The 22,831-nt window shown below is 45.2% G+C and carries 21 protein-coding genes; 18 read left to right on the top strand and 3 right to left on the bottom strand.

Going from position 1 to position 22,831, the window contains the following annotated elements; all coding sequences use genetic code 11:
* Positions 1-301: 301 nt before the first annotated feature.
* From ACRC32_RS29925 to ACRC32_RS29905, 5 genes are all read left to right on the top strand, one after another.
* Positions 302-1,519 (top strand): ABC transporter permease, encoded by a 1,218-nt coding sequence (locus ACRC32_RS29925; RefSeq protein WP_438557395.1) that lies wholly within the window; start codon positions 302-304, stop codon positions 1,517-1,519.
* 546 nt (positions 1,520-2,065) lie between these two features.
* Positions 2,066-2,221, top strand: a complete 156-nt coding sequence (locus ACRC32_RS29920; protein ID WP_438557394.1) for a hypothetical protein — start codon at positions 2,066-2,068, stop codon at positions 2,219-2,221.
* A 65-nt stretch (positions 2,222-2,286) separates the two neighbouring features.
* Positions 2,287-3,657: an efflux RND transporter periplasmic adaptor subunit gene (locus tag ACRC32_RS29915; protein ID WP_438557393.1), complete on the top strand. Its 1,371-nt coding sequence runs from the start codon at positions 2,287-2,289 to the stop codon at positions 3,655-3,657.
* A gap of 68 nt (positions 3,658-3,725) precedes the next feature.
* Positions 3,726-4,931 carry an ABC transporter permease gene (locus tag ACRC32_RS29910; RefSeq protein WP_438557392.1) on the top strand — a complete coding sequence of 402 codons (1,206 nt, stop codon included), beginning with the start codon at positions 3,726-3,728 and terminating at the stop codon, positions 4,929-4,931.
* 75 nt (positions 4,932-5,006) lie between these two features.
* Positions 5,007-5,744: an ABC transporter ATP-binding protein gene (locus ACRC32_RS29905; RefSeq protein WP_438557391.1), complete on the top strand. Its 738-nt coding sequence runs from the start codon at positions 5,007-5,009 to the stop codon at positions 5,742-5,744.
* 146 nt (positions 5,745-5,890) lie between these two features.
* Here ACRC32_RS29905 and ACRC32_RS29900 read toward each other — a convergent pair whose 3' ends face one another.
* Positions 5,891-6,421: an orange carotenoid protein N-terminal domain-containing protein gene (locus ACRC32_RS29900; RefSeq protein ID WP_438557390.1), complete on the bottom strand. Its 531-nt coding sequence runs from the start codon at positions 6,419-6,421 to the stop codon at positions 5,891-5,893.
* A 241-nt stretch (positions 6,422-6,662) separates the two neighbouring features.
* Here ACRC32_RS29900 and ACRC32_RS29895 point away from each other — a divergent pair, with 241 nt between their 5' ends.
* Positions 6,663-7,043: a hypothetical protein gene (locus ACRC32_RS29895; RefSeq protein ID WP_438557389.1), complete on the top strand. Its 381-nt coding sequence runs from the start codon at positions 6,663-6,665 to the stop codon at positions 7,041-7,043.
* A 43-nt stretch (positions 7,044-7,086) separates the two neighbouring features.
* On the opposite strand, the gene ACRC32_RS29890 is transcribed toward ACRC32_RS29895, so the two are convergent.
* Both ACRC32_RS29890 and ACRC32_RS29885 read right to left on the bottom strand, forming a co-directional pair.
* Complete coding sequence (locus tag ACRC32_RS29890) at positions 7,087-8,358, bottom strand: MFS transporter (RefSeq protein WP_438557388.1); 1,272 nt, start codon at positions 8,356-8,358, stop codon at positions 7,087-7,089.
* 168 nt (positions 8,359-8,526) lie between these two features.
* Positions 8,527-8,994: a MarR family winged helix-turn-helix transcriptional regulator gene (locus ACRC32_RS29885; RefSeq protein WP_041462686.1), complete on the bottom strand. Its 468-nt coding sequence runs from the start codon at positions 8,992-8,994 to the stop codon at positions 8,527-8,529.
* Between the two features lie 508 nt (positions 8,995-9,502).
* On the opposite strand from ACRC32_RS29885, the gene ACRC32_RS29880 reads away from it, so the two are divergent.
* The 12 genes from ACRC32_RS29880 to ACRC32_RS29825 form a co-directional block, all read left to right on the top strand.
* Positions 9,503-11,029, top strand: coding sequence for a lipopolysaccharide biosynthesis protein (locus ACRC32_RS29880; RefSeq protein ID WP_438557387.1), 1,527 nt, complete (start codon positions 9,503-9,505; stop codon positions 11,027-11,029).
* On the top strand, positions 11,026-11,769 hold the full coding sequence (locus ACRC32_RS29875; RefSeq protein ID WP_438557386.1) for a class I SAM-dependent methyltransferase: 744 nt from the start codon (positions 11,026-11,028) through the stop codon (positions 11,767-11,769). Before ACRC32_RS29880 ends, ACRC32_RS29875 begins: the two co-directional genes overlap by 4 nt.
* A gap of 62 nt (positions 11,770-11,831) precedes the next feature.
* Positions 11,832-12,635: a class I SAM-dependent methyltransferase gene (locus tag ACRC32_RS29870; protein WP_438557385.1), complete on the top strand. Its 804-nt coding sequence runs from the start codon at positions 11,832-11,834 to the stop codon at positions 12,633-12,635.
* A 29-nt stretch (positions 12,636-12,664) separates the two neighbouring features.
* Entirely contained in the window at positions 12,665-13,897 is a 1,233-nt protein-coding gene (locus tag ACRC32_RS29865) for a glycosyltransferase (protein ID WP_438557384.1), read from the top strand.
* Between the two features lie 162 nt (positions 13,898-14,059).
* Entirely contained in the window at positions 14,060-15,334 is a 1,275-nt protein-coding gene (locus ACRC32_RS29860) for a glycosyltransferase (protein ID WP_438557383.1), read from the top strand.
* Between the two features lie 68 nt (positions 15,335-15,402).
* The gene (locus ACRC32_RS29855) at positions 15,403-16,584 is read left to right on the top strand and encodes a cysteine desulfurase family protein (protein ID WP_438557396.1); all 1,182 of its coding nucleotides are present in this window, start codon (positions 15,403-15,405) and stop codon (positions 16,582-16,584) included.
* A 102-nt stretch (positions 16,585-16,686) separates the two neighbouring features.
* Positions 16,687-17,991 carry a DNA cytosine methyltransferase gene (locus ACRC32_RS29850; protein ID WP_438557382.1) on the top strand — a complete coding sequence of 435 codons (1,305 nt, stop codon included), beginning with the start codon at positions 16,687-16,689 and terminating at the stop codon, positions 17,989-17,991.
* Between the two features lie 165 nt (positions 17,992-18,156).
* Positions 18,157-18,876, top strand: coding sequence for a deoxyribose-phosphate aldolase (gene deoC, locus ACRC32_RS29845; protein ID WP_438557381.1), 720 nt, complete (start codon positions 18,157-18,159; stop codon positions 18,874-18,876).
* A gap of 101 nt (positions 18,877-18,977) precedes the next feature.
* On the top strand, positions 18,978-19,937 hold the full coding sequence (gene recO / locus ACRC32_RS29840) for a DNA repair protein RecO (protein WP_438557380.1): 960 nt from the start codon (positions 18,978-18,980) through the stop codon (positions 19,935-19,937).
* Positions 19,924-21,600: an MFS transporter gene (locus tag ACRC32_RS29835; protein WP_438557379.1), complete on the top strand. Its 1,677-nt coding sequence runs from the start codon at positions 19,924-19,926 to the stop codon at positions 21,598-21,600. The genes recO and ACRC32_RS29835 overlap by 14 nt, the downstream gene beginning before the upstream one ends.
* Positions 21,590-21,910 carry a hypothetical protein gene (locus ACRC32_RS29830; RefSeq protein ID WP_438557378.1) on the top strand — a complete coding sequence of 107 codons (321 nt, stop codon included), beginning with the start codon at positions 21,590-21,592 and terminating at the stop codon, positions 21,908-21,910. The genes ACRC32_RS29835 and ACRC32_RS29830 overlap by 11 nt, the downstream gene beginning before the upstream one ends.
* The coding region (locus ACRC32_RS29825; protein WP_438557377.1) for a glycosyltransferase family 4 protein at positions 21,829-22,831 on the top strand (1,003 nt) is incomplete at its 3' end. The genes ACRC32_RS29830 and ACRC32_RS29825, both read left to right, overlap by 82 nt.

The following is a 22,831-nucleotide window of genomic DNA, read 5'->3' as shown; positions in this document are numbered from 1 at the left end:
AAACCCGAATTTCGTCCGGTCACAATTGGCTCTAGCATTCAAGACCAAACGCAAATCTTACAAGGTTTAAAACAAGGCGATCGCGTTTTTCTCGACCTACCAAAAGACCAACAACCACAGCAAGAAAGTGACTAGTCATTTGTCATTTGTCATTAAGTAGTTGACGGTAAACGCTACGCTACACTCCGTGAAGATGGTTGATGGTTGATGGTTGTTTTTTGCTCCCTCAGCCCCCTTATCTGGGCGACTCTCTCTTTACCCTGCTCCCTGCTCCCTACTCCCTATTAACTGATAACTGACAATGGATGTTTTAGAAAGTGGCAAGATGGCAACGAAAACGCTGCTATCTAATAAGTTGCGTAGTGCCTTAACGATGTTAGGAATCGTCATCGGTAATGCTTCGGTGATTGCGATGGTGGGGATCGGACAGGGGGCGCAAAGATTTGTCGCCGAACAATTTGAATCTTTAGGAACTAATGTTTTATTTGTCATTCCAGGTAATCGGGATGCCCAAAGAACAACAGTAGATTTACCAAAAACTTTGGTTTTAGAAGATGCAAAGGCGATCGCTACCCAAGTACCGACAGTGGCTAAAGTCGCGCCTCAGCTTCAGTCAAGAGAATTAGTCACGTATCGCAACAAAAATACCTATAGTTCAATTGTCGGTACGACTCCAGAATATACTGCCGTTCGTAACTTCAATCCAGAAAAAGGACGATTTTTTACTCAGCTTGATGTGAAGCGAAATAATCAAGTTGTTGCCTTGGGTTCGGATTTAGCTAAACGATTATTTATCAACCAAGATCCAATTGGTAAATACGTCCGCATTAAAGACGTGCGCTTTTTAGTGATTGGCGTGATGGAATCAAAGGGTTCTGTCTTGGGAACCAATTATGACGATAGCGCGTTGCTGCCAATTACAACTATGGCAAGCCGGATCGTCGGCGAAAATTCTCCCTATGGAGTGAGTCTAACTTTTATTTCGATTTCAGCTAAAAGCGATGCCAGTGTAGAAGCAGCTCAATTTCAAATTCAAAACCTGCTGCGATTGCGGCACAAAATTACTCGAGAAGACGATTTTAGCGTTCAAAGTCAAAAAGACGTGCTAGAAATTGCGGGAACTGTCACGAGTGCTTTAACGGTCATGCTAGCAGCGATCGCGGGTATTTCTTTACTCGTGGGTGGCATCGGGGTCATGAATATCATGCTCGTTTCTGTTACCGAACGCACGCAAGAAATTGGCTTGCGTAAAGCTTTGGGCGCTACCCAGCACGATGTTTTGATTCAGTTTCTGATTGAAGCTGTCATGCTATCGGCAGCTGGTGGCATCGTGGGAACTGCCTTGGGTGTAGGTGGCATCCTACTAATTGGTGCGTTTACTCCCTTTCAAGCGAGTATTTCACCTGTAGCAATTGCTCTGGCTGTCAGTATCTCTGGTGGTATTGGCGTTGTCTTTGGTGTCGTTCCTGCCCGTCGTGCTGCCCAACTCGATCCGATTGTTGCTTTGAGAAGTGCCTGAAGGGAACAAGGTTTAGAATTCAACATTCAAAATTCAAAATTGGGAAAAGGGGGAAAAGGGAGTAGTTTTCGTTGGGAACACTTTTTCTGCTCGATCCGTCGTTTGTGTCGGATAGGTTAGCGATTTAGATTGCGCAAGACACAGCAAATCGGTCGAGCAGTCATTATGCATTACCAATGACCGATGACCAATGACAATCCCAACGCAATATTTCCCGACTCAAATCGGGTTGTCATATTAATAATTGTGAGACTGGCTGTAGTTTTGTTGAAACTCGATCGCAAAAAATAATAAAAAATTTGAGCGTTTATTAAAATTTTTAAAATAAACGACAGCTTCATGCTGACCCTGACAAATCCCTGAAATTATGGCTGTAGTCAATAGTAGAGATGACTATAGCGAGGTGGAAGGGGCTGTCAACAGCAAATAACTTCAGAACAAAATATCTTCAAATAGGCGATCGCGGCTCAAACTCTAGCAAAATTTAGTGAATTATTCGGCACACTCAACCTGGATAGAACTAGAACCTTGAGGTAAGGTAGAAGCGTGTCTGTCACTGAGGGCTGCGATCGCCCAACTGCTAAAGTTTGGAAGTACGTACCTGCCCTTGGCAAAAGTTGTCGTGCCAATTCCGCAAATCTGACACGCTTGCCAGTAGCCTTTTACTTTGTCATGCGGTTACGTGCTGCAAGCGGACAATAGAAAACTGAATACCTACTGAATATAAAAACTAAATTCATAGACCATAAACCATAAACTATTTATCTATGATTAACCCTGAAGCGCCAAATAAAGCCGTATCCTTGCCATTTGGAAAAGCTAAGCGCCGTAAGTCGTGGTTGGCAGGATTCATGACATTGGGATTGCTGGGCAGTGCTGCCGTTACTTTTGCGATCGCCCGTACCCAAACCCCTGAAATCGACCTTGCCAGTCTCCAAACAGTAATGGTCGAATCTCAAGACTTAAAAGTTCAAATCAAAGCCAATGGCATAGTTCAGGCAGTCAGAAAAATTAATCTCAGTCCTAAAGATGCAGGGCGAATCGAGGAATTGTATGTCGATGAAGGCTCTCAGGTAAAAAAGGGTACGCTCATCGCCCGTATGGACAACGAGGAATTTCAGGCACAGGTAAAGCAATATCAAGCAGGCTTGGCAAAAGCTAAGGCAGAACTAGCGAAAAAGCAGACTGGCAATCGTCCTGAAGAAATCGAGCAGGCTAAAGCTGAATTAGCAGAAAATGAAGCCCAAGTTCGAGAAGCTAAATCGCAGTTAACGCTGCATCGGGAACGAGTGCAGCGTAAACTCAGACCAGCGAAAGAAGGGGCGATTTCTCGCGACGACTTAGACCAAGCTTTGACAGAAGAACGTACAGCCAGAGAAAACCTCGACCGGGCGATCGCGAGTTTAGCAGTTGCCAAACACGAGCTGACACTGCGAATGAAGGGGTATCGTAGCGAAGAAATTACCCAAGCTGAAGCCGAAGTCGCTCAAGCCGAAGCCCAACTAAAGTACTACCAAACTCAACTGTCAAACACTTTAGTGCGCGCTCCTTTTGCAGGTACGATCACGCGGCGCTACGCTCAACAAGGCGACTTCGTGACCCCCACAACATCCGCTTCTTCTTCGGATGGCGCTACTTCCGCATCGATCGCCGAACTTTCTAGCGGTTTAGAAGTAGAAGCCAAAATCCCAGAATCCAGTATTGCCCGGATTACCCCCAATCAGCCAGTAGAAATCCGTTCCGATGCCTACAATAAAACCTTTAAAGGTCGCGTCCGCACGATCGCACCCAGAGCAATCAGGGAAGATAATGTCACCTCCTTTCGCGTCAAAGTGAGCCTGCAAACAGGGCAAAACCAGCTCAAATCAGGCATGAATATCAAACTCACCTTCCTAAGCAACAAAATTAAAGATGCAGTTGTTGTCCCCCTGACAGCAGTTGTAACCAAGAAAAACGGTCAAACAGGGGTATTTATGCCAGATCGAGAAGGACAGATCGAATTTCGCGAAGTTGCTCTAGGCGCGAGTAGCAGCACTCACGCTCAAGTTCTCGAAGGCGTGAATCGAGGCGATCGCGTCCTAATTACCCCTCCCCCCGGTCAAGCCATTCCTGGCGTAGATGAAGAGTCTAGGAGCTAGGAGTAAATAGGGTGTGGCATTGCCCACCCTACGACTTACGACTTACGACTTACGACTTACAACTTCTCATGAATCCCATTGAATGTATCAAAATGGCAGTTGCTACTCTGACGGCTGATAAGCTGCGGAGTAGCTTAACTATGTTAGGAATTGTCATCGGTAATGCTTCTGTGATTGCAATGGTAGGCATAGGACAGGGAGCGCAGAACTACACTCTTAACAAACTCGATTCTTTCGGACCAAATCGACTGTTGGTGTTTTCTAGTCGTGACGATTCAGAAGGATTTATTTCCGAACAGCGAGGGCTAGTACTATCGGATGCAGAAGCAGTGAAAAAACAAGCATCAGCGGTTAAGTCAGCGGCTCCAGTCATTGAAAATAACTTATTAATTTCTTACCGCAACAATCAAACTTATACTCAAGTCAAAGGAACAACACCAGCACTGCGGGAGATTAGAAATCTCATTGTCGATCGCGGTCGGTTCTTTGATACTTCTTTAATGCGTCAAAGTTCTCCCGTGGTCGTTCTGGGTGCAGAATTAGCAGAAAAACTATTCGACCGAGAAAACCCAATTGGCAAAGATATCCAGATTAAGAATACTAGCTTTCAGGTGATTGCAGTCATGACAGCTAAGGGTTCTTTTGCCGGAGAAAATGAAGATAATGTTGCCTACATTCCCATTACGACAATGGCAACTCAAATTGATGGCAGAAGATCGGCGTTTGGAACACCAATCAGCCACATTCAAGTCGCGGCAAAAGATAAACACAACGTGCGAGTTGCAGCTTTTCAAATTACTAACTTACTAACACGATTGCACGGTAGAAAAGACTTTGTAGTAGTCGCCAACAAATCTTTTCAAGAATTAGTATCGCAGGTGACAGGAGTGCTATCGCTGATGCTGGGAGCGATCGCAGGTGTATCGCTATTTGTTGGCGGCGTAGGCATCATGAATATTATGCTGGTGTCAGTTACCGAACGCACGCCAGAAATTGGCTTGCGCAAAGCTATTGGAGCAACTCCCCAAGCAATTTTGGCACAATTTTTAGTCGAATCAATTATTCTCTCTGTATCGGGTGGTTTAATTGGTACGGCGATCGGCATCAGCGGTGTGGCGATCGTTGGCGTATTAACACCACTCCAACCCAGCGTTCCCATTGCCGCGATCGCACTAGCTGTAGGAATTTCTGGTGGTGTTGGACTCGTATTTGGCGTAGTTCCCGCCCGTCGCGCTGCTCAACTCGACCCGATTATCGCCCTGAAAAATAGTTAAGATTTGGGACAAGGAGGACAAGGGAGACAAGGGAGTAGTCCTAGCCACTAGCCACTAGCCACTATTAACTGACAAATGACTAATCTAAAAAGTATTACTAAACCAGTTATCGTCCGCTTGGAAAATATCTCTAAGATTTATGGTTTTGGAGAAACAGAGGTGCGGGCGCTAGTAGATGTCAATTTAATTGTGGAACAAGGTGAATATTGTTCGATTATGGGCGCGTCTGGTTCTGGTAAGTCTACAGCTATGAATATGATTGGCTGTCTCGATCGCCCGACTAGCGGACACTACTATTTAGATAATTTGGATGTTGCTCAGTTAGATGATGCTGACTTAGCACATATTCGCAATCTCAAAATTGGCTTTGTCTTCCAACAGTTTCACCTGTTACCCCAACTCAGCGCTTTAGAAAATGTGATGCTACCGATGGTTTACGCTGGGATCAAACCAGCCGAACGTCGCGATCGCGCTACAGCAGCACTCAAGCGCGTTGGTTTAGAAAATCGCCTGCACAATAAGCCCAATCAACTTTCTGGCGGACAACAACAAAGGGTAGCAATTGCCAGAGCGATCGTGAATCAACCAGTTTTGCTCCTAGCAGACGAACCGACTGGCGCTCTCGATTCTCGTACTACTCAAGAAGTCTTGCAGATATTTAGCGAACTTAATGCTAGTGGGATCACAATTATTATGGTGACGCACGAACCAGAGGTAGCAAAGCAAACTCACCGAATTGTTTGGTTTCGCGACGGTCAAGTCATCCACTCACACCTAACTCCCGATGATATCGGTCAAGTAGCAGCTTCTTAGTGGGAAGTTTTGAGAATTTATTGAACTCTGTTGCATGAAAAAACCCGCAGTAGCGGGTGGCGATCGCAATTGCACAAAGGCAAATTGTCAATTGTCCTTGCTAGGTCAGATTTGATACTAGTCTTAAGCAAACGACAAATGACAACTTAAAGACTAGAAGTTTTGCCCGTTTGAGCTTGTGTTTCTATAGGCTTAACATCGGTATACCCCATATTACTTGAAATTGTGCGGAAAATAGAAATCTGATCTTCAAAGTCGAGTCCTTCAATTTGGGAAAGCAAATTATTAATTGGCTCAGATGCTTGATAATTTGAAGGCATTCCGACAACAGTATCACCCATACCTTGCGCCCAGGCATACCAAACCATCAATTGATTATTTTCTTTCAACGCACCATAGGCGCGAGAATATTCTGTATCTTCTCTATTAACAATCTGCCGCATAATTGCCAGTTGCTCGTCGTCTGACAATTCGTAGTAGTCTCCTAGCAATCTTGGTGCTAGTTCAGGCTCGGCAGCAGTTGGTGCAGCTGGAGTGATTGAATCTCCCATCTTTTTGTAAACCAAATAAAACCAAGCCAACTTAGCGTCAGTGTCTAAGGCATTAAAAGCTTTTATGAGGTTTTGAGTCTCGGCAGAAAGTGCTTGAGACCGATCTGGATTGAAGCTTGATGTCATTGCTGATATCCCAGTTAATTTAAACTCTCAAGCTTAGGGTTATCAGAGTTAGGGGACGCAATTCGCCCTCCGAGAGAGATAGTTTTAGTTAGTGGAAACTTATATCTTTAGTAGCAGAGACAGCAACGACAGTAGTAAGAGAAGGGTGAGAGAAAAATCTATCTTAGTGGGGTTATGAGAGTAGGCGATCGCATTGATAGGATTGCCTTACAACATAAAATAATTTCAATAGGAGTGACCCATGCCAGAAGAAATTAAATCGAACCCTAATGAAACTCCTACACAAGATGCTCAGCTAGCAGCTGAGAATATAGCTACTGGAGTCGAAAAAGCGCCTACAGTAGATTTTGATGCAGATTATGCCGCTGCCCAGCAATACAGCGTCAGCGAAATCGATCGTCAGAGTGAAGGTGCGATGGCAGCTGAAAAGGCGACTCAACCTGAATTTCAAGTGTCCGAGTCAGACGAACAGCAAACAGTAGCCAAGCCAACGGGAGATCCAGCTGACTACATGGATATGGCAAAGGATGTAAATTCTCCTTCAAAGGAAATCAACCAAGGATCAAAGTCAACTGGAAATCCATCTGACTACATGGATATGGCAAAGGATGTGAATTCGTAGGTTGAAATAGAGAGGTGAAATAGAGACGTTCCCGCGAGCGTCTCTACGTGTTGGTCTGGGATAATATACCTCTTTGTTGCAAAACTGGACGGGCTGCTTGTCTGAGTTTAGGTAACTGTCTGGCAAATAATAGCGAGCCGATAATACAAAAACTTCCACCAATAAGTAAAGTATTGGTAGCACCAATGCGATCGGCTGAAAATCCAGCAAATAAGTTACCAAATGGAACCATTCCCAAAAAGGACATGGTGAATAAACTCATGACTCGTCCGCGTTTATCATCTTCAACAATAGTTTGAATGACAGTGTTGCTGGAGGAAATAGTCAGAATAGAACCTAGTCCAATTAACGCTGACATAAGAGTGGATAACCATAGCATTCTTGATAGGGAAAAAAAGATAATTCCCGTGCCGCAAACTGCCGGAGCTAAAGCAATGACTTTACCCAAACCGACAACTGTTTTGCGCGTGCTTAAATAAATTCCTCCGCCAATTGCTCCCACTCCCGAGGCTGCCATTAATAAGCCTAAAGTGCGCGCATCTCCAGCTAGGATTTTGGTAGCAAATATGGGAACTAAGGTAATATAAGGCATTGCCATTAAACTAAATAAAGCCAGTAATAGCAAGGTCGAGCGGATCGGAGAAAAGTTGTAGGCGTAAACAAACCCTTCTTTCAATCTTTGCAATGGGTTGGCGGTTGTAACGACTATTTTCTTTGGTTTTAAGCGCATTGCCATTAAAGCCGCAATGACAGCAATATAGCTTACACCATCAATTAAAAAACAGTAGGCAGCGCCAATTCTAGCAATCAAAATTCCTGCGATCGCAGGTCCAACTAACCGTCCGCCATTAACTAGAGAAGAATTCAACGCGATCGCACTAGCTAAATCGTCTCTCTTCTCAATCATTTCTGGCACAAATGCTTGTCTAGCCGGAGCATCTATAGCATTAATTACGCCTTGAAATAAACTCAAAATAATAAAATGCCAAATATGGATTGTGCCTGATAGCGCTAACACTGCTAGCGCTAGAGACTGTATCATGGCTAATATTTGAGCAATAACTAAAATTTTATGTGTATTGAATCGGTCTACTAAAACTCCACCCCAAACAGCTAAAAAGAAGCTTGGAATTTGACTAGAAAATCCCACAATGCCCAACATTAACGCTGAATTTGTGAGTTGGTAAACCAACCAAATTGTTGCCGTTTGCGTCATCCACGTACCAATTAATGAAACCCCTTGCCCAAAGAAAAACAGACGGTAGTTTCTCGCTCTCAAAGCAGGTACGATCGCAATATTTGCAAGTCTATTCATTTTTTATCTACATTCAGGAAAGCACTTATTTATTAAATAAATACTTTGTTGCTTCGGAACACCATCCAGAGAACTATTGTTGAAACATATTATTAGAGTATATTGTCACTAACAATTTCTCTGCTTCCGGCGATCGCTGTGTATGAGTAACAGTGGAGTTGTTAGTTTTTAGGAAAGATTGGCGATCGCTTGGTCAATTAACCTGGAAAATAGTTGGCGTTCTTCCAGAGAAAAGCCTTGCATGGCTTGTTCCCTCAGATCTAAAGCGATTGGGGGTAATATATTTTCTAGTTCTCGACCAGCACCCGTCAGCCAGATCCGCCAAATGCGGCGATCGCGAGGGTCGCGTTCTCTGCGGATCAGTCCTCGTTCTTCCATGCGATCGAGCACTCCCGTTAAAGTTCCTCCTACCTGCTGCAATTTCTCCCCAATGCTACAAGTGGCTAAGCCATCTTCCTCCCACAAACAGCACAACACGACCCAGTGAAAGGGTGTCAGACCGAATGGTTCGAGGCGTTCTTGAAATCTGCGGCTCCCCAACTGACCTAACAGCTTAATGCGGTAGCCAACGCTATACGGCGCTAAAATTTCTCGCAATGGCTCGGCAATTTTTCGTTCGGTAGAAGTAGAAGGCATTTCGGGGATATTTCGCATACGTAATATTATTTTAGCTAAATTCTTTTGAGTTTGACAATCTGTCATAACTGTCTCTAAAAATGTAATCACAAAACAAGTGGGTAATTTCGTATAGCAGAGTATGGATTGTTGCATTCATTTGTAGATCGTGCCTCTTGCTCGCATAAATATAACTTTCGGAGTAGTTTTGTGACTAGCCGTAATTGCGATCGCTAGTAGTGTTGGTTTGACAGAGAATAATCCCAGATATACGAAAGACTTGGATCGAGTTAAGGGTTCGGTGTAAGTTTACCTAGTGCAAAAAACACGTTATCGTGCGAAATGGAAAAAATCAAAATAGCGCGATCGCAGTTATTCGACCGGAAGTTATTGCTGAAAAGGCGACTCTAGGGTAAAATTGCCCGAATTCAAACTTTTGATTATGATGCTCAGAAGTCAGAGTGACTGATTCAACGATCGAGATTGAACGATCGCGAGATCGATCCCGTTAACTTATACAGGTGCAGCCTTGCCAGAGCCTTTGCCAGAGTCTTTAAAAACCAGCTCCGAACAGAGCGATCGCGACCGACACTTTCGCACCGATCATCTCAATGCCGATCTCAAAAAGCGTTCTGTACGCGGCGGAGCGGTGACGCTGGTAGCTCAAGCTTGTAAGTTTACCTTGCAGATCGGTTCCACTGTCATTTTAGCCCGCCTGCTAGCGCCGCAGGATTACGGTTTAGTCGGAATGGTAACTGCCGTGACGGGTTTTGTCGCCTTGTTTAAAGATATGGGGTTGTCGATGGCAACAATCCAAAAGGCAGAAATTAACCACCAGCAGATTAGCAACCTTTTTTGGGTAAACATTGCTGTTAGCCTGTTACTAACTCTAGTTACCTGCGCGATCGCCCCTGTTGTCGCCGTATTTTACAACGAACCCCGTTTAACCTTAATTACTGTCGTTTCAGCAATTGGTTTTCTGTTCGGAGGCTTAACAGTCCAGCATCAAGCGTTGCTCAACCGCCAGATGCGGTTTACTGCTTTAGCAGCGATTGATATTGTTGCTATGGGTTTTGGAGTCGTCAGCGCTCTAGTTTTAGCCCGGTATGGAGCTGGATACTGGGCATTGGTAGTTATGCAAATCGCGATCGCGATCGGTCAAATGGGAGGTGCATGGTTGCTGTGTAGCTGGCGACCTAGTTTGCCACAACGACACGCTAATATTCGCGAATTATTGACTTTTGGCAGCCATCTCACGGGCTTCAACGTAATTAATTACTTTGCCCGCAACTTAGATAACATTTTAATCGGTCGGTCTTGGGGTGCGGGACAGTTAGGGCTGTACTCCAAAGCTTATGGCTTGTTACTCTTACCATTGCAACAAATTAACGCGCCGATTACTGCGGTCGCGATTCCTAGCTTAAGTCGATTACAGGCAGACCCGCAGCAATTTCGCAACTACTACCTTAAAGCAGTCTCGCTGGTTATGTTTCTCACGCTACCTTTAGTTATTCTGTCGATCGCGATCTCTGAAGAAGTGGTGACGCTCATTCTCGGTTCTCAATGGCGAGAAGCTAGTTTTCTATTTCGGTTTCTCGGTGTCGCCGCCATATTTCAACCACTTTGCAATACGGCTGGATGGTTGTACATTGCCACAGGCAAAACAGACCGCATGTTGAAATGGGGCGTATTTGCTTCTAGTTTGACAGTTGTATCGTTCTTTATCGGTCTGCCTTATGGAGCGCGGGGAGTTGCTTTATGCTATGCCGTAGCAATGCTTTTACAAGTCTATCCCTGTATGTATTATGCAACTCGCGGTCTAGAAATTACGACGAGAGAATTATTCTCGGCGATCGCCCAATCGCTTGTTGCTGCTCTCATCGCGGGGATTGCCACAATAGGAGTTAAATTTGCACTTGATTCGATTTTACCAGTGTGGGGAATCGCGATCGCTTGCACGTTAGTGATGGCAGGATTGTACGTTGCGATCGTGTTTTATTTGTTTGGCAAGAAGTCTTTTTATCTGTCCTTCCTGAAAGAATTTAAACGACGATGAAAGTAGCGTCACCTTCTCGGTATACTTATCAAGTCCAAGAACGGGGCGATCGCGTGCGTCCCAACCGCTTTCACTCCCGCTATGCAATTCTCAAATTGCTGCTAGAAAAGTTACAGCATCTAGTTGAATCCGAGTTACTTGTCCCAGGAGAAAAGTTACTGGATTACGGTTGTGGTAACAAGCCTTACGAATTTTTATTCAAACAAAAATTCAATCGCTACATTGGAGCTGACTTTCCAGGTAACGATCGCGCAGAAATTGCTGTTGGTCCCCAAGGACAACTACCAATTGCCGATGCAAGTATCGATTGCGTCCTCTCTTCTCAGGTTTTGGAACATGTAGAACAACCTCAAGTCTATTTGAAGGAAGCTTATAGAGTTCTCAAGCCAGGTAGCGCTTTGGTGCTTTCGACTCACGGAATTTGGCGATATCACCCCGATCCTTGCGATTACTGGCGCTGGACGGCTGCTGGTTTGCAACGGGAAATCGTTCAAGCTGGGTTTGAGATCGTATCGGTGCAAAGTGTGTTTGGGATGGCATCGGCTGGATTGCAACTTTGGCAAGATGCTACGGAAGAAAAAATACCAGGTCGTTTGCGCAAATTCTACATCTGGTTGCTTCAACGGGCGATCGGTTGGATGGAATCGCGCCATCCCGAACAGTTATCTAACGATGCGGCAGTGTATATTATCCTTGCCAAAAAATCTAGAGGAGAGGAGACTGTTTTATCCCACTTGTAGCTTTTCTAGTGCAGAATTTTACTGTATTATTTTCAGCAAAAAAAAAGGAGAAATTCAATTCTATGGTGATTAGTTCAGTTGAAACTTTCTACAACAACTTTTCTCCAACTTTTATTCGAGATTACGTTTACGGTAACGAACGTATCGAATGCCAGCTAGAGTTTTTTACTAAGGCAATTCATCCCGATACGGCAAGAATATTAGTTATTGGTTGTGGTTCGGGACAGGGAACTCATTTTATTGCTAAATGGATAGCAAAAAAAGCTCAGATTTTAGCAGTAGATATTAGTTCGGAAAATCTTCGTTTGGCTCGGAGTTTATTTAGTCACCCTCGAATTGAATATCGCCAAGTTAACGTGGTGACAGAAGTCATTGAGGGAAACTGGGATGCGATTGTTTTACCTGATGTATACGAACATATTCCTCTAGCAGCAAGGGGAGATTTACATCGCAAATTCAACGCTTTGCTGAGTCCTCAAGGCAAAATTTTGTTTACGATTCCTAGTCCAGGAAAGCAAGCAGCACTCTACGCATCGGGAGAGGGTTTGCAAGTCGTGGATGAAGTTGTCACCCTAGAAGATTTGATCGAAGTAGGAAAAGCAGTTGAAGGAACGCTGACCTATTGGAGTACAATTTCTGTATGGAATACAAACGATTATATCCACGCGGTTGTCGAACGAGGAGCGGCAGAAATTGGGACGATTGCTCAACAAGATTATTTACCAATTAAAGGGTTCAGTTCTCTGCGGCAAAATTTATCTTATCGTGGTTTAGTTGCCCTCACAAATCTACCTGGAATTGTTCGGGTTACAAGATGGTGGAAGCGCCAACGAGTCCAAAAGTTAGTCGAGAGCGATCGCTCTTAGATAATAGAGTTGTTTCTACTTGGTTTTAGATGAAAATAGCCTTTGTCGTGCAGGAATTTCCAGCTTTGTCTGAAACCTTTATCCTGAATCAAATTTCAGGTTTAATCGATCTAGGACATGAGGTAGATATTTATGCCGTTCAGCCGCGATCGCAAGATTCAAAAGTGCATCCAGATGTCGAAAAATATGGCTTGCGATCGCGAACTTTTTATGCTGCTAAAATGCCCGACAATCGCTGGCAACAATGGCTGAAAGGATTGGGTTTGATCGCAACTAACTTTCACAAAGCACCTCATGCGATCGCGCGATTGCTCTATTCTGAATCTGTCAGACAAGTCAGCCGACTCACGCTAATTTACGAGTTAACTCCTTGGCTAAGGCATAGGAGATCGTATGATATCATTCACTGCCATTTTGGGATGAATGGTGTTAAAGCATCTGTATTAAAAGAAATCGGGGCAATTCAAGGTCGATTGATTACCGTATTTCACGGATTTGATATCACTCTTTATCTTCAACAAGTTGGCGATCGCGTTTACGATCGATTGCTATCGACCGCAGATTTATTAATGCCAATTAGCAAACTTTGGCAGCAAAAACTCATTGAGTTAGGTGGCGACGGAAAGAAAATTGTCGTTCACCATATGGGAATTGATTGTCATCAATTTACTTTTAAAGCACGTCAATACAGCGATCGCGCAGTGCGGGTAATTACTATTGCGCGTCTGGTCGAAAAAAAAGGCGTAGAATATGGAATTCGTGCTGTAGCAAAACTAGCAAAAGATTTTCCCCAAATAGAATATCAAATAGTAGGAGACGGTTGTTTAAAAGACGAGTTACAGAGGCTAATTCAAGAACTTAAAGTAACCGATAAGGTGAAACTATTAGGTTGGAAACAACAGCAAGAAATTACCGAACTTCTCGCTCAAGCTCACATTTATATGGCTCCCAGCGTTACAAGTAGAAATGGCGATCGAGAAGGTATTCCAGTCTCTTTAATGGAAGCAATGGCTTGCGGAATGCCAATTTTGAGTACTATGCATAGCGGCATTCCCGAACTCGTCGAACATGGCAAGTCAGGATTTTTAGTTCCAGAGCGAGATGCGGATGCTTTAGCTGAAAAATTGAGTTATCTGCTAGAAAATCCAGAAGTTTGGCAAGAAATGGGCGTAGCAGGTCGAGCCTGTGTGGAACAATACTACAATATCCATCGACTTAACGGACAACTCGTTGATGTCTATCAAAAATTATTACGTGCTTGAAGACACAACATTGAGCCTTGGAGCAAGAGCAGTTAGAAAACGTAGAAATTGCGATTAGGTATAATTCACCTAGGAGGAAGCAGAGAAATAGCATGGCGGCGCTGATAAAGATCGCATAGGTTTTACCGCAATCAAATAATCGAATTACAAACTACAAAGTTTATGGCACTCGGACAACAAAGCTTCCTATTACCAGTTCCTACAGGCTCTCTACTCATACCTGAAACTGCACCAACCGCTACCTCAGATAGAGATTTTCAGACAAATAGAGGGCAAAAAAGCTATTCGGTACGCTTTTCTCTAATAATACCAACATATAACGAAGGAAAAAACATTCGCGCGATCGTCAGCATTCTCACCAATCTGCTCGATCCAATTCTGCCAGAAGATTATGAATTAATCGTCGTTGACGATGATAGCCCGGATCGGACGTGGGAAATTGCTCAGCGTTTAATGGTAGAGTACCCCCAATTGCGGGTGATGCGACGGACTACGGAAAAGGGACTTTCTACAGCCGTGGTGCGCGGTTGGCAAGCAGCCAATGGAGAGATTTTAGGCGTAATTGATGGCGACTTACAACACCCACCGCAGGTCTTGTTGAAACTCTTGGCTGCAATGAACGATGGTGCAGATTTAGCTGTAGCTAGTCGCCACATTGAAGGTGGGGGAGTGAGTAGCTGGAGTGCGGTACGTCGCTTTTTGTCAAGAGGCGCACAACTATTAGGCTTGATAATTTTACCGCAAGTCGTAGGGCGCGTGTCTGACCCCATGAGCGGCTATTTTATGGTACAGCGACAAGCGATCGCCGGAGCAGCTCTCAGTCCTGTAGGCTACAAAATTTTGATTGAAGTTTTGGGACGAGGAGACATTAAAGAAATTGCCGAAGTTGGTTACGTTTTTCAAGAACGGCGCGAAGGCGAAAGTAAGGTTACGTGGAAGCAGTATGTAGACTACATCAAGCACTTGATCGGACTGCGAGTTTCCCGAGGACGGATCGGTAGAATTCGGCAAAAAATTAATTTTCCGATTGGTAGATTTATCCGCTTCGGTGCGGTTGGTTTTAGCGGGGTATTTGTCGATATGGCAGTTTTATATCTCCTCCACGATCCGAGTGGTTTGGGATGGGGTTTGACGCGGAGTAAAGCGATCGCGGCGGAAGCTGCTATTATCAATAACTTTTTCTGGAACGATGCTTGGACGTTCAGCGATATGTCCCGACAGCAACGCGGTTGGCGCAAGCGAATCAAGCGGTTGTTGAAATTTAATATCGTCTGCTTGATGGGTTTGGTATTGAATATCCTGCTGCTGAATGTTCTATACAACACTTTGCACGTCCATTATCAAATCGCCAATCTTCTCGCGATCGCGATCGTCACGTTCTGGAACTTCTGGATCAACCTCAAACTCAGCTGGCGCGTCACGGAGAGCGATAATTGAAGTTGTAAGTCGTAAGTCGTAAGTTATTTTCCCCCTGCTCCCTACTCCCTGCTCCCTGCTCCCTGCTTATTATGTCTCACCCAATTTACTTAGATTGCCACTCAACTACGCCGCTAGATGAAAGAGTTTTGCAGGCGATGTTACCCTACTTTCGAGAGCATTTTGGTAATCCATCGAGTAACAGCCACGTTTACGGCTGGGAAGCAGAAGCGGCGGTGAGACAAGCAAGGGAAATCTTGGCAGAAGCGATCGCGGCTACGCCAGAGGAAATTGTCTTTACGAGTGGAGCGACGGAAGCAAATAATTTAGCCATTAAAGGGGTGGCTGAGGCTTATTTTCAGAAAGGACGGCACATTATTACGCTGGCGACAGAGCATAATGCTGTTATCGACCCTAGCGAATATTTGCGATCGCTCGGTTTTGAGGTAACGTTTTTACCCGTGCAAATAGACGGGTTAATCGATCTAGAGAAACTAGCACGAGCATTCCGTCCCGATACGATTTTAGTCTCGGTGATGGCGGCAAACAATGAAATTGGTGTATTGCAACCGTTGGCAGAGATTGGCAAAATGTGTCGCGATCGCCAAGTTTTATTTCATACTGATGCTGCACAGGCGATCGGCAAAATTTCGCTCGACGTGCAGGCGATGCAGATCGATTTAATGTCGCTGACGGCGCACAAAGTTCACGGACCAAAAGGGATTGGTGCTTTGTACGTGCGACGGCGCAATCCTAGAGTCCAACTAGCACCACAGCTACACGGCGGCGGACAAGAACGGGGAATGCGTTCTGGGACTTTGTATACGCCGCAGATTGTTGGTTTTGGTCAAGCAGTCGCGATCGCTTTGGCAGAACGAGAGACAGAGGCAAAGCGCCAAATGCAACTACGCGATCGGCTGTGGCAAAAGTTGAGCCAATTAGACGGGGTGTATTTAAACGGACATCCCAGCCAAAGGTTGCCTGGTAATTTAAATATCAGCGTCGAGGGAGTTGACGGCACTGCCCTACACCTGGGGTTACAGCCTGTTGTAGCGGTGTCTTCCGGCGCGGCTTGTTCTTCTGCCAAAACAGCCCCGTCTCATGTTTTACTCGCCTTGGGGCGTTCGGAACAGCTAGCTTATGCCTCAATTCGATTTGGGATTGGGCGGTTTAATACGATAGAGGAGATCGATCGCGTAGCAGAACACGTTTTAGCGACAATCTCTAGCCTGCGGCGACAAAAGCAGTTAACAGCGATCGGCGATCGGTGAACAGTTAACAGTTATTGGTGAAGGTGAATAGGAAAAAAAGACAAGCCACGGGCGATAATTGACTTCAAACTGTGGTGTGTTTGAACGTGGTGTGTTTGAACAATGGGAATGGATAGCGGACGACCTATCGGTGTAGATTTGTTTGCAGGTGTTGGTGGGATGACGCTTGGTTTTGAACAAGCAGGTTTTGATGTCCTGGCAGCTGTGGAAATCGATCCGATCCATTGTGCAACCCATCAGTTTAATTTTCCGCTTTGCTCGGTTTTATGTAAGAGCGCGATCGATGCTACAGGTACAGAAATAAGAAATCGTTCGACAATAGGCGATCGCGATATTGATGTCGTCTTTGGCGGTTCACCCTGTCAGGGATTTTCGTTAATTGGCAAACGCGCTTTGGACGATCCGCGCAATGTGTTGGTACATCACTTTTTGCGATTGGTACTAGAGCTAAAACCCAAATATTTCGTATTTGAAAACGTACCAGGATTAACTATTGGCGAGCATCGGCAGTTTCTCTCAGAATTAATTGCAGCTTTTAGCGCTGGTGGGTACGAAGTCAAAACAGATTATCGGGTTTTAAATGCGGCAAACTATGGTGTACCTCAAGATCGAGCCAGATTATTTCTGCTTGGCTGTCGTTACGGTTTACCTCTGCCTGAATATCCTCAACCGATAACGAAACCCTCGCTCTCTCGTAAATCAAAATATATTTTAAATTTACCTCATTTAAAACCAACTCCCACAATTTGGGATGCACTGTGCGACCTCCCAGTAGTAGAAATGTATCCAGAATTACTTCGGCAAGATTGGACAATCGTTGAATACGACAAACCCAGTCATTATAGTAGTAAAATGCGCGGTATTTTTGCTAACAATGATAACTACGCTGGCGATCGCTACTTCGAGCCGTGCTTATTAACTTCTAGTTTGAGAACTCGTCACGGTGACAATTCTATCGCTAGATTTGCTACTACCAATTGGGGGGAAGTAGAGCCAATCAGCCACTTTTATAAACTTGCTCCTGAAGGTATTTGCAATACTTTGCGAGCTGGGACGGCGAGTAATTTGGGTGCTTTTACTTCACCCCGTCCGATTCATCCTTATAAGCCTAGATGTATTACGGTTAGAGAAGCCGCCCGATTGCATTCTTATCCTGACTGGTTTCGATTTCATCAGACAAAATGGCACGGTTTTCGCCAGGTAGGAAATTCTGTACCACCACTTTTAGCTCAGGCAGTTGCTAGAGAAATTATCCACGTTTTAGGAGTAGTACCAGTCAAACCAAAAGAAACACAACAGATGGGAAGCGATCGCCTACTTCAACTCAATATGACTCAAGCAGCGCGAATTTATGGTGTAGCGGCAAATGCGATCGCACCAAGGTTAAGACAGAAGCGAAGAGAATGAGTGTCGTTTTCGGTATTGTTGACTAGAATTGGTAGGCTATTTGTTTCGGGCTAGCCGAGAGTTATGGGCGATCGCGCCAGTCAAAAACTTTAAATTAAAAAAACTTTAAATAATGTCTCGGAATTCTGATAAAACTTAAAACAGAGGTAACTGAGAGCATACGTGATGGTGGCAGCAGCAGACTACCGAGAGATTGACATTGCCCCATTGATCGACCATACCTTGCTGATCCCGACGGCAACGCCCGCCCAGGTAGAACAGTGGTGTATGGAAGCAGACAGATTTGGATTTGCCGCAGTTTGTATCAACCCCGTCTACGTGCGGCAAGCAGCAGAATTGCTCTACGGCAAAAAACCAAAAGTTTGCACGGTGATTGGCTTTCCTACCGGAGCCACGACATCAGCGGTGAAGCTGTACGAAGCGCAAGAAGCAGCCGACAGCGGGGCGACTGAATTAGATGTCGTTATCAATGTAGGCTGGCTCAAAGCCGAGAAAATAGAAGCACTGCACCGAGAAATAGCCGAAATTTGCGAAGAAACGGGGCAAACAGTCAAAGTTATTTTAGAAACCACCCTTCTGACAGAGGCAGAAAAACGACTTGCCGCAGATATATGTATGGATGCGGGAGCAGCGTTTCTCAAAACAAGTACGGGATGGAATGGGGGTGCAACAGTGGCAGACGTGCGCTTACTTAAAGAAATTGCTAAGGAACGAGTCGGTATTAAAGCATCGGGAGGAATTCGCACTATAGACCAGGCAATAGAGCTAATATTGGCAGGGGCGACGCGACTAGGTACATCTCGCAGCGTCGATCTACTCCGCCAGCGCGATAACCTGGAAAAAGAGACAAGCTTCGAGGAGCGAGGAGCGAGGAGTGAGGGGTAAGTGGAATTAGATATGGACAAGTAGAATTATTACTGTTTCTCCGCCTCTGTTTCCCTAATTTTTTCCCTCGCTCCTCACCCCTCATTCCTTACCCCTAATTTATGAGTCGTACCTACAAAGCCACTGGAATTAATTTAAAGAGTATGCCTTTGGGTGAGGCGGATCGGTTGCTGACGATTTTGACTCAGGAGTTTGGTTTGATCCGAGCTGTTGCGCCTGGGGTGAGAAAGCAAAATTCAAAGATTGGTGGTAGAAGTGGGTTGTTTGTCGTCAACGAATTGTTGATTGCTAAGGGGCGATCGCTCGATAAAATTACTCAAGCTGAAACCCTAGAGTCATATCCCGCTCTCAGTCAAGACTTAGGTAAGCTAGCAGCTAGCCAGTATTTGGCAGAAATGGCGATGTGTCAAGCTTTGAGCGAACAACCCCAAACTGAATTGTTTGACTTGCTCAACGAGCATCTCAAACGCCTGGAACAATTGCCTAAATCTTCAGGATTTTCTATTTTGGCTCATCTATGCCATGCAGCGTTTCACCTGTTGGCTTTGGCAGGGGTTGCGCCCCAAGTTCAAGCTTGTTCTTTAACGGCAAATTCCCTGACTCCAGATTTTTCTAATCCTGAGTGGCAAGTAGGATTTAGTACATCAGCAGGAGGAACGGTAAATTTGTCTGCTTGGGAAAATGCATCGGCTACAGGCAAAAATAGCGATCGAAACAAATCCATAAAATCTGATGATGTTACTCATCCCAATATTTTGCCACCTACGGGCAGAGTGGCGGAGGCGATTGGTACGGGTTATCGGGCGATCGCTCACAAGCAAGAGAGACTCGTACTCGATCGGCGGATAAATGCCGCAGAACTAACTCTATTGCAACATCTGTCTCAGGCTAATCTACCTGCGATCTCTGATTTGCATCACCATCATTGGTTATCCATCGAACGCATTTTGCGTCAGTACGTACAGTATCACTTCGGTCGCCCAATTCGGTCAGCTGCCCTAATCGATAGTTATTTCGCTTCCCTGCCGAGTCCTTTAAAAGAAGATCATGCAACCGTTTGATTTAGATACAAGAAATACCAAGCCATCCTCTGCTGAGGCTAATTCCCTCAGAAGTCCCGTTGGGGGTCACGCTGCCAATTCGCGGTCTACGCCATCTCCGCCCAGATATTTATCTAGTAAAAAGCAAATATCTCATAATTCTGTAGCTGAAAGTACAAACTTCCAAGAAAAAACCAACGCTCAAGAAAAAAGTGAATTTTATATGGGAGAGGCAGATGACAAGCTGCCAAAAATAGAGCAGTTAAATGAAACTGTTAGCAACGGCGTAGTTACAAAGACGCTAGAAAGTAAGGATAGCGCGATCGCCACGGACTCAGGTGGTTCAAATGGCAATTCTCAAGTGCATGGAGATGAGCCACCATCTGAAGAGCCACAAGGATTTTTGCCCGTTTTGCGCAACCGCAATTTTCTCTCTTTATGGAGCGGTCAAGTCTTTTCTCAACTTGCCGATAAAGTTTATTTAGTGATGACAATCGCTATCATTTCCAGTCGCTTTCAAGCCAGCGATCAAAGTATCAGCGGGTGGGTTTCGGCGATTATGATGGCTTTTACCATCCCCGCAGTCTTATTTGGCTCAGTTGCAGGGGTATTTGTCGATCGATGGTCGAAAAAGGTCGTACTCGTAGTGACAAACTTGCTAAGGGGCGCTTTTGTTTTGTCAGTCCCATTTCTGTTGTGGTTCACCCAAGACTGGAATTCAATTTTTAATTTGCCTGTAGGCTTTGCGATTCTTTTAGGATTATCGTTTGCGATCTCGACACTGACACAGTTCTTTGCTCCAGCCGAACAAGCAGCAATTCCGTTAGTCGTGGAGCGAAGACACTTACTATCAGCTAACTCGCTTTACACCACGACAATGATGGCTTTGGTGGTTGTGGGATTTGCGGTAGGAGAACCATTACTGGCGATCGCCGATACAATTACCGATCGCATTGGTGTCGGTACAGGTATGGGTAAGGAAATCGTTGTTGGCGGGAGTTACGCGATCGCCGGACTGATTTTATTTCTGCTCAAAACTGGCGAGAGCCTACCCGATAGCGATCGAGAACCGCCCCACGTTTTGCAAGACTTGCGCGATGGACTGAGCTATCTCAGGCATAATCGCCGCGTCCGCAATGCCCTCCTCCAGCTAATCATTCTATTTTCCATCTTTGCAGCTTTAACCGTGCTTGCCGTGCGGCTAGCAGAAGTCATTCCAGGGTTAAAATCTTCTCAGTTTGGCTTTTTGTTAGCCGCTGGCGGAGTTGGAATTGCCTCTGGTGCAACTCTCCTCGGTCAATTCGGTCAACGCTTTTCCCACGCTCAGTTAAGTTTGTGGGGTTCTGTGGGCGTAGCAGCCTCCTTAGTCGGTCTATCGATGTTCTCCCAACAACTGTGGTTTGCTTTAGCATTGATTGCGCTGCTAGGGGCTTGTGCTGCCTTAGTAGCGATCCCCATGCAGACCACAATTCAAAAAGAGACTCCGCCTGACATGCATGGTAAAGTCTTTGGTCTCCAAAATAACGCCATTAATATTGCTTTGTCTCTACCGCTAGCACTGGCTGGTTTTGCAGAGACATTAATTGGTTTACAGGCAGTTTTTCTAAGTTTAGCCGTAATCGCGATCGCAGGAGGTCTCTTAACCTGGTATATTTGCCGTACAGAGACCCAGATTGTTAATTAGTTATCAACGAGAGGCTTTGTGGGGAATTAAGGGAGCAGGAGCAGGGAGCAGGGAGCAGGGGAAAGAGAGAGTCGCGGAGCTGAGGGAGCTGAGGGAGCTGAGGGAGAGAATTGACTCACCACACCCCACACCCCACACCCCACACCCCACACCCCACACCCTACACCCCACACCCGACTCCCGACTCCCTAAGTCTCTTACTAGATCGGAAAATCGAGCCGCAACCGAATGCATATTGCCTGGATTGGAAAAAAATCACCCTTTTGTGGCAATGTTACTTACAGTCGAGAAGTTACTAATGCCTTGCTAGACCGAGGAAATCAGGTTAGTTTTCTTCACTTCGCTCAAGAAGAAGAAGAAGCTAAGCGGGATAATTGGCCCGACTGCCCAGAAGTCCCTCTACCTTTCCTCTATAAGTCTCAAGTCTATACAATCCCGACTTTAGGGGCAACAAAGGTTTTAACTCAGTCGCTACGGGAATTAAAACCTGATTTAGTTCATGCATCTTTAACGCTATCTCCCCTAGATTTCATCCTGCCAGAGATTTGCGAGGAGCTGAACCTGCCCCTTGTTGCAACTTTCCACACTCCCTATGCTGGTAAAGGGGCAAAACTCGTATCGGGTACTCAATTGCTGGCATATCAACTGTATGCTCCATTTTTAATCAACTACGATCGCGTCATCGTCTTTTCGGAAGTCCAGCGAGAGTTGTTTGCCAAAATGGGTTTGACTGCTGACAAAGTAGCAGTGATCCCCAACGGCGTAGACGTACAGAAATATAGTCCTGGGACTTCACGCATCAAGCAAGAATTCCACGCCGAACGACTATTCGTCTATCAAGGTCGAATTGCTGCGGAAAAAAATATCGAAGCAATGCTTCGCGCCTGGAAGCAAGCGGATATGAAACCTAGTAGTAAATTGCTCATGGTAGGTGATGGTCCCCTTACCGCTTCTTTGCGACCTTTCTACAGCGCAGAATTTGGCATTTACTGGCTGGGATATATTGCTGATGAAAATCGACGGTTGGAGATTTTGCGTGGTAGCGATGTGTTTGTTTTGCCGTCTTTGGTAGAGGGATTGTCAATTTCTTTGTTAGAGGCAATGGCTTGTGGTCTGGCATGTTTAGCTACAAATGTGGGTGCAGATGGGGAAGTGTTAGAGAATGGCGCTGGTGTAGTCCTCACTCCCAGGCGCGTCACGTCACAATTATCAACTCTGCTACCTTTGTTTC

The sequence above is a fragment of the Chroococcidiopsis sp. genome, from assembly GCF_051657925.1.
Lineage (GTDB): Bacteria > Cyanobacteriota > Cyanobacteriia > Cyanobacteriales > Chroococcidiopsidaceae > Chroococcidiopsis.
The sequence above is the reverse complement of the archived record's forward strand: the minus strand, read 5'-3'. Positions and strand labels throughout refer to the sequence as shown.

Coding starts and splice junctions, on each gene's coding strand:
- ACRC32_RS29835 (WP_438557379.1), top strand. CDS start 19,924: ATGCAACCGTTTGATTTAGATACAAGAAATACCAAGCCATCCTCTGCT.
- ACRC32_RS29860 (WP_438557383.1), top strand. CDS start 14,060: ATGGCACTCGGACAACAAAGCTTCCTATTACCAGTTCCTACAGGCTCT.
- ACRC32_RS29890 (WP_438557388.1), bottom strand. CDS start 8,358: ATGAATAGACTTGCAAATATTGCGATCGTACCTGCTTTGAGAGCGAGA.
- deoC (WP_438557381.1), top strand. CDS start 18,157: ATGGTGGCAGCAGCAGACTACCGAGAGATTGACATTGCCCCATTGATC.
- ACRC32_RS29895 (WP_438557389.1), top strand. CDS start 6,663: ATGCCAGAAGAAATTAAATCGAACCCTAATGAAACTCCTACACAAGAT.
- ACRC32_RS29850 (WP_438557382.1), top strand. CDS start 16,687: ATGGGAATGGATAGCGGACGACCTATCGGTGTAGATTTGTTTGCAGGT.
- ACRC32_RS29915 (WP_438557393.1), top strand. CDS start 2,287: ATGATTAACCCTGAAGCGCCAAATAAAGCCGTATCCTTGCCATTTGGA.
- ACRC32_RS29885 (WP_041462686.1), bottom strand. CDS start 8,994: ATGCCTTCTACTTCTACCGAACGAAAAATTGCCGAGCCATTGCGAGAA.
- recO (WP_438557380.1), top strand. CDS start 18,978: ATGAGTCGTACCTACAAAGCCACTGGAATTAATTTAAAGAGTATGCCT.
- ACRC32_RS29925 (WP_438557395.1), top strand. CDS start 302: ATGGATGTTTTAGAAAGTGGCAAGATGGCAACGAAAACGCTGCTATCT.
- ACRC32_RS29910 (WP_438557392.1), top strand. CDS start 3,726: ATGAATCCCATTGAATGTATCAAAATGGCAGTTGCTACTCTGACGGCT.
- ACRC32_RS29865 (WP_438557384.1), top strand. CDS start 12,665: ATGAAAATAGCCTTTGTCGTGCAGGAATTTCCAGCTTTGTCTGAAACC.
- ACRC32_RS29900 (WP_438557390.1), bottom strand. CDS start 6,421: ATGACATCAAGCTTCAATCCAGATCGGTCTCAAGCACTTTCTGCCGAG.
- ACRC32_RS29870 (WP_438557385.1), top strand. CDS start 11,832: ATGGTGATTAGTTCAGTTGAAACTTTCTACAACAACTTTTCTCCAACT.
- ACRC32_RS29875 (WP_438557386.1), top strand. CDS start 11,026: ATGAAAGTAGCGTCACCTTCTCGGTATACTTATCAAGTCCAAGAACGG.
- ACRC32_RS29905 (WP_438557391.1), top strand. CDS start 5,007: ATGACTAATCTAAAAAGTATTACTAAACCAGTTATCGTCCGCTTGGAA.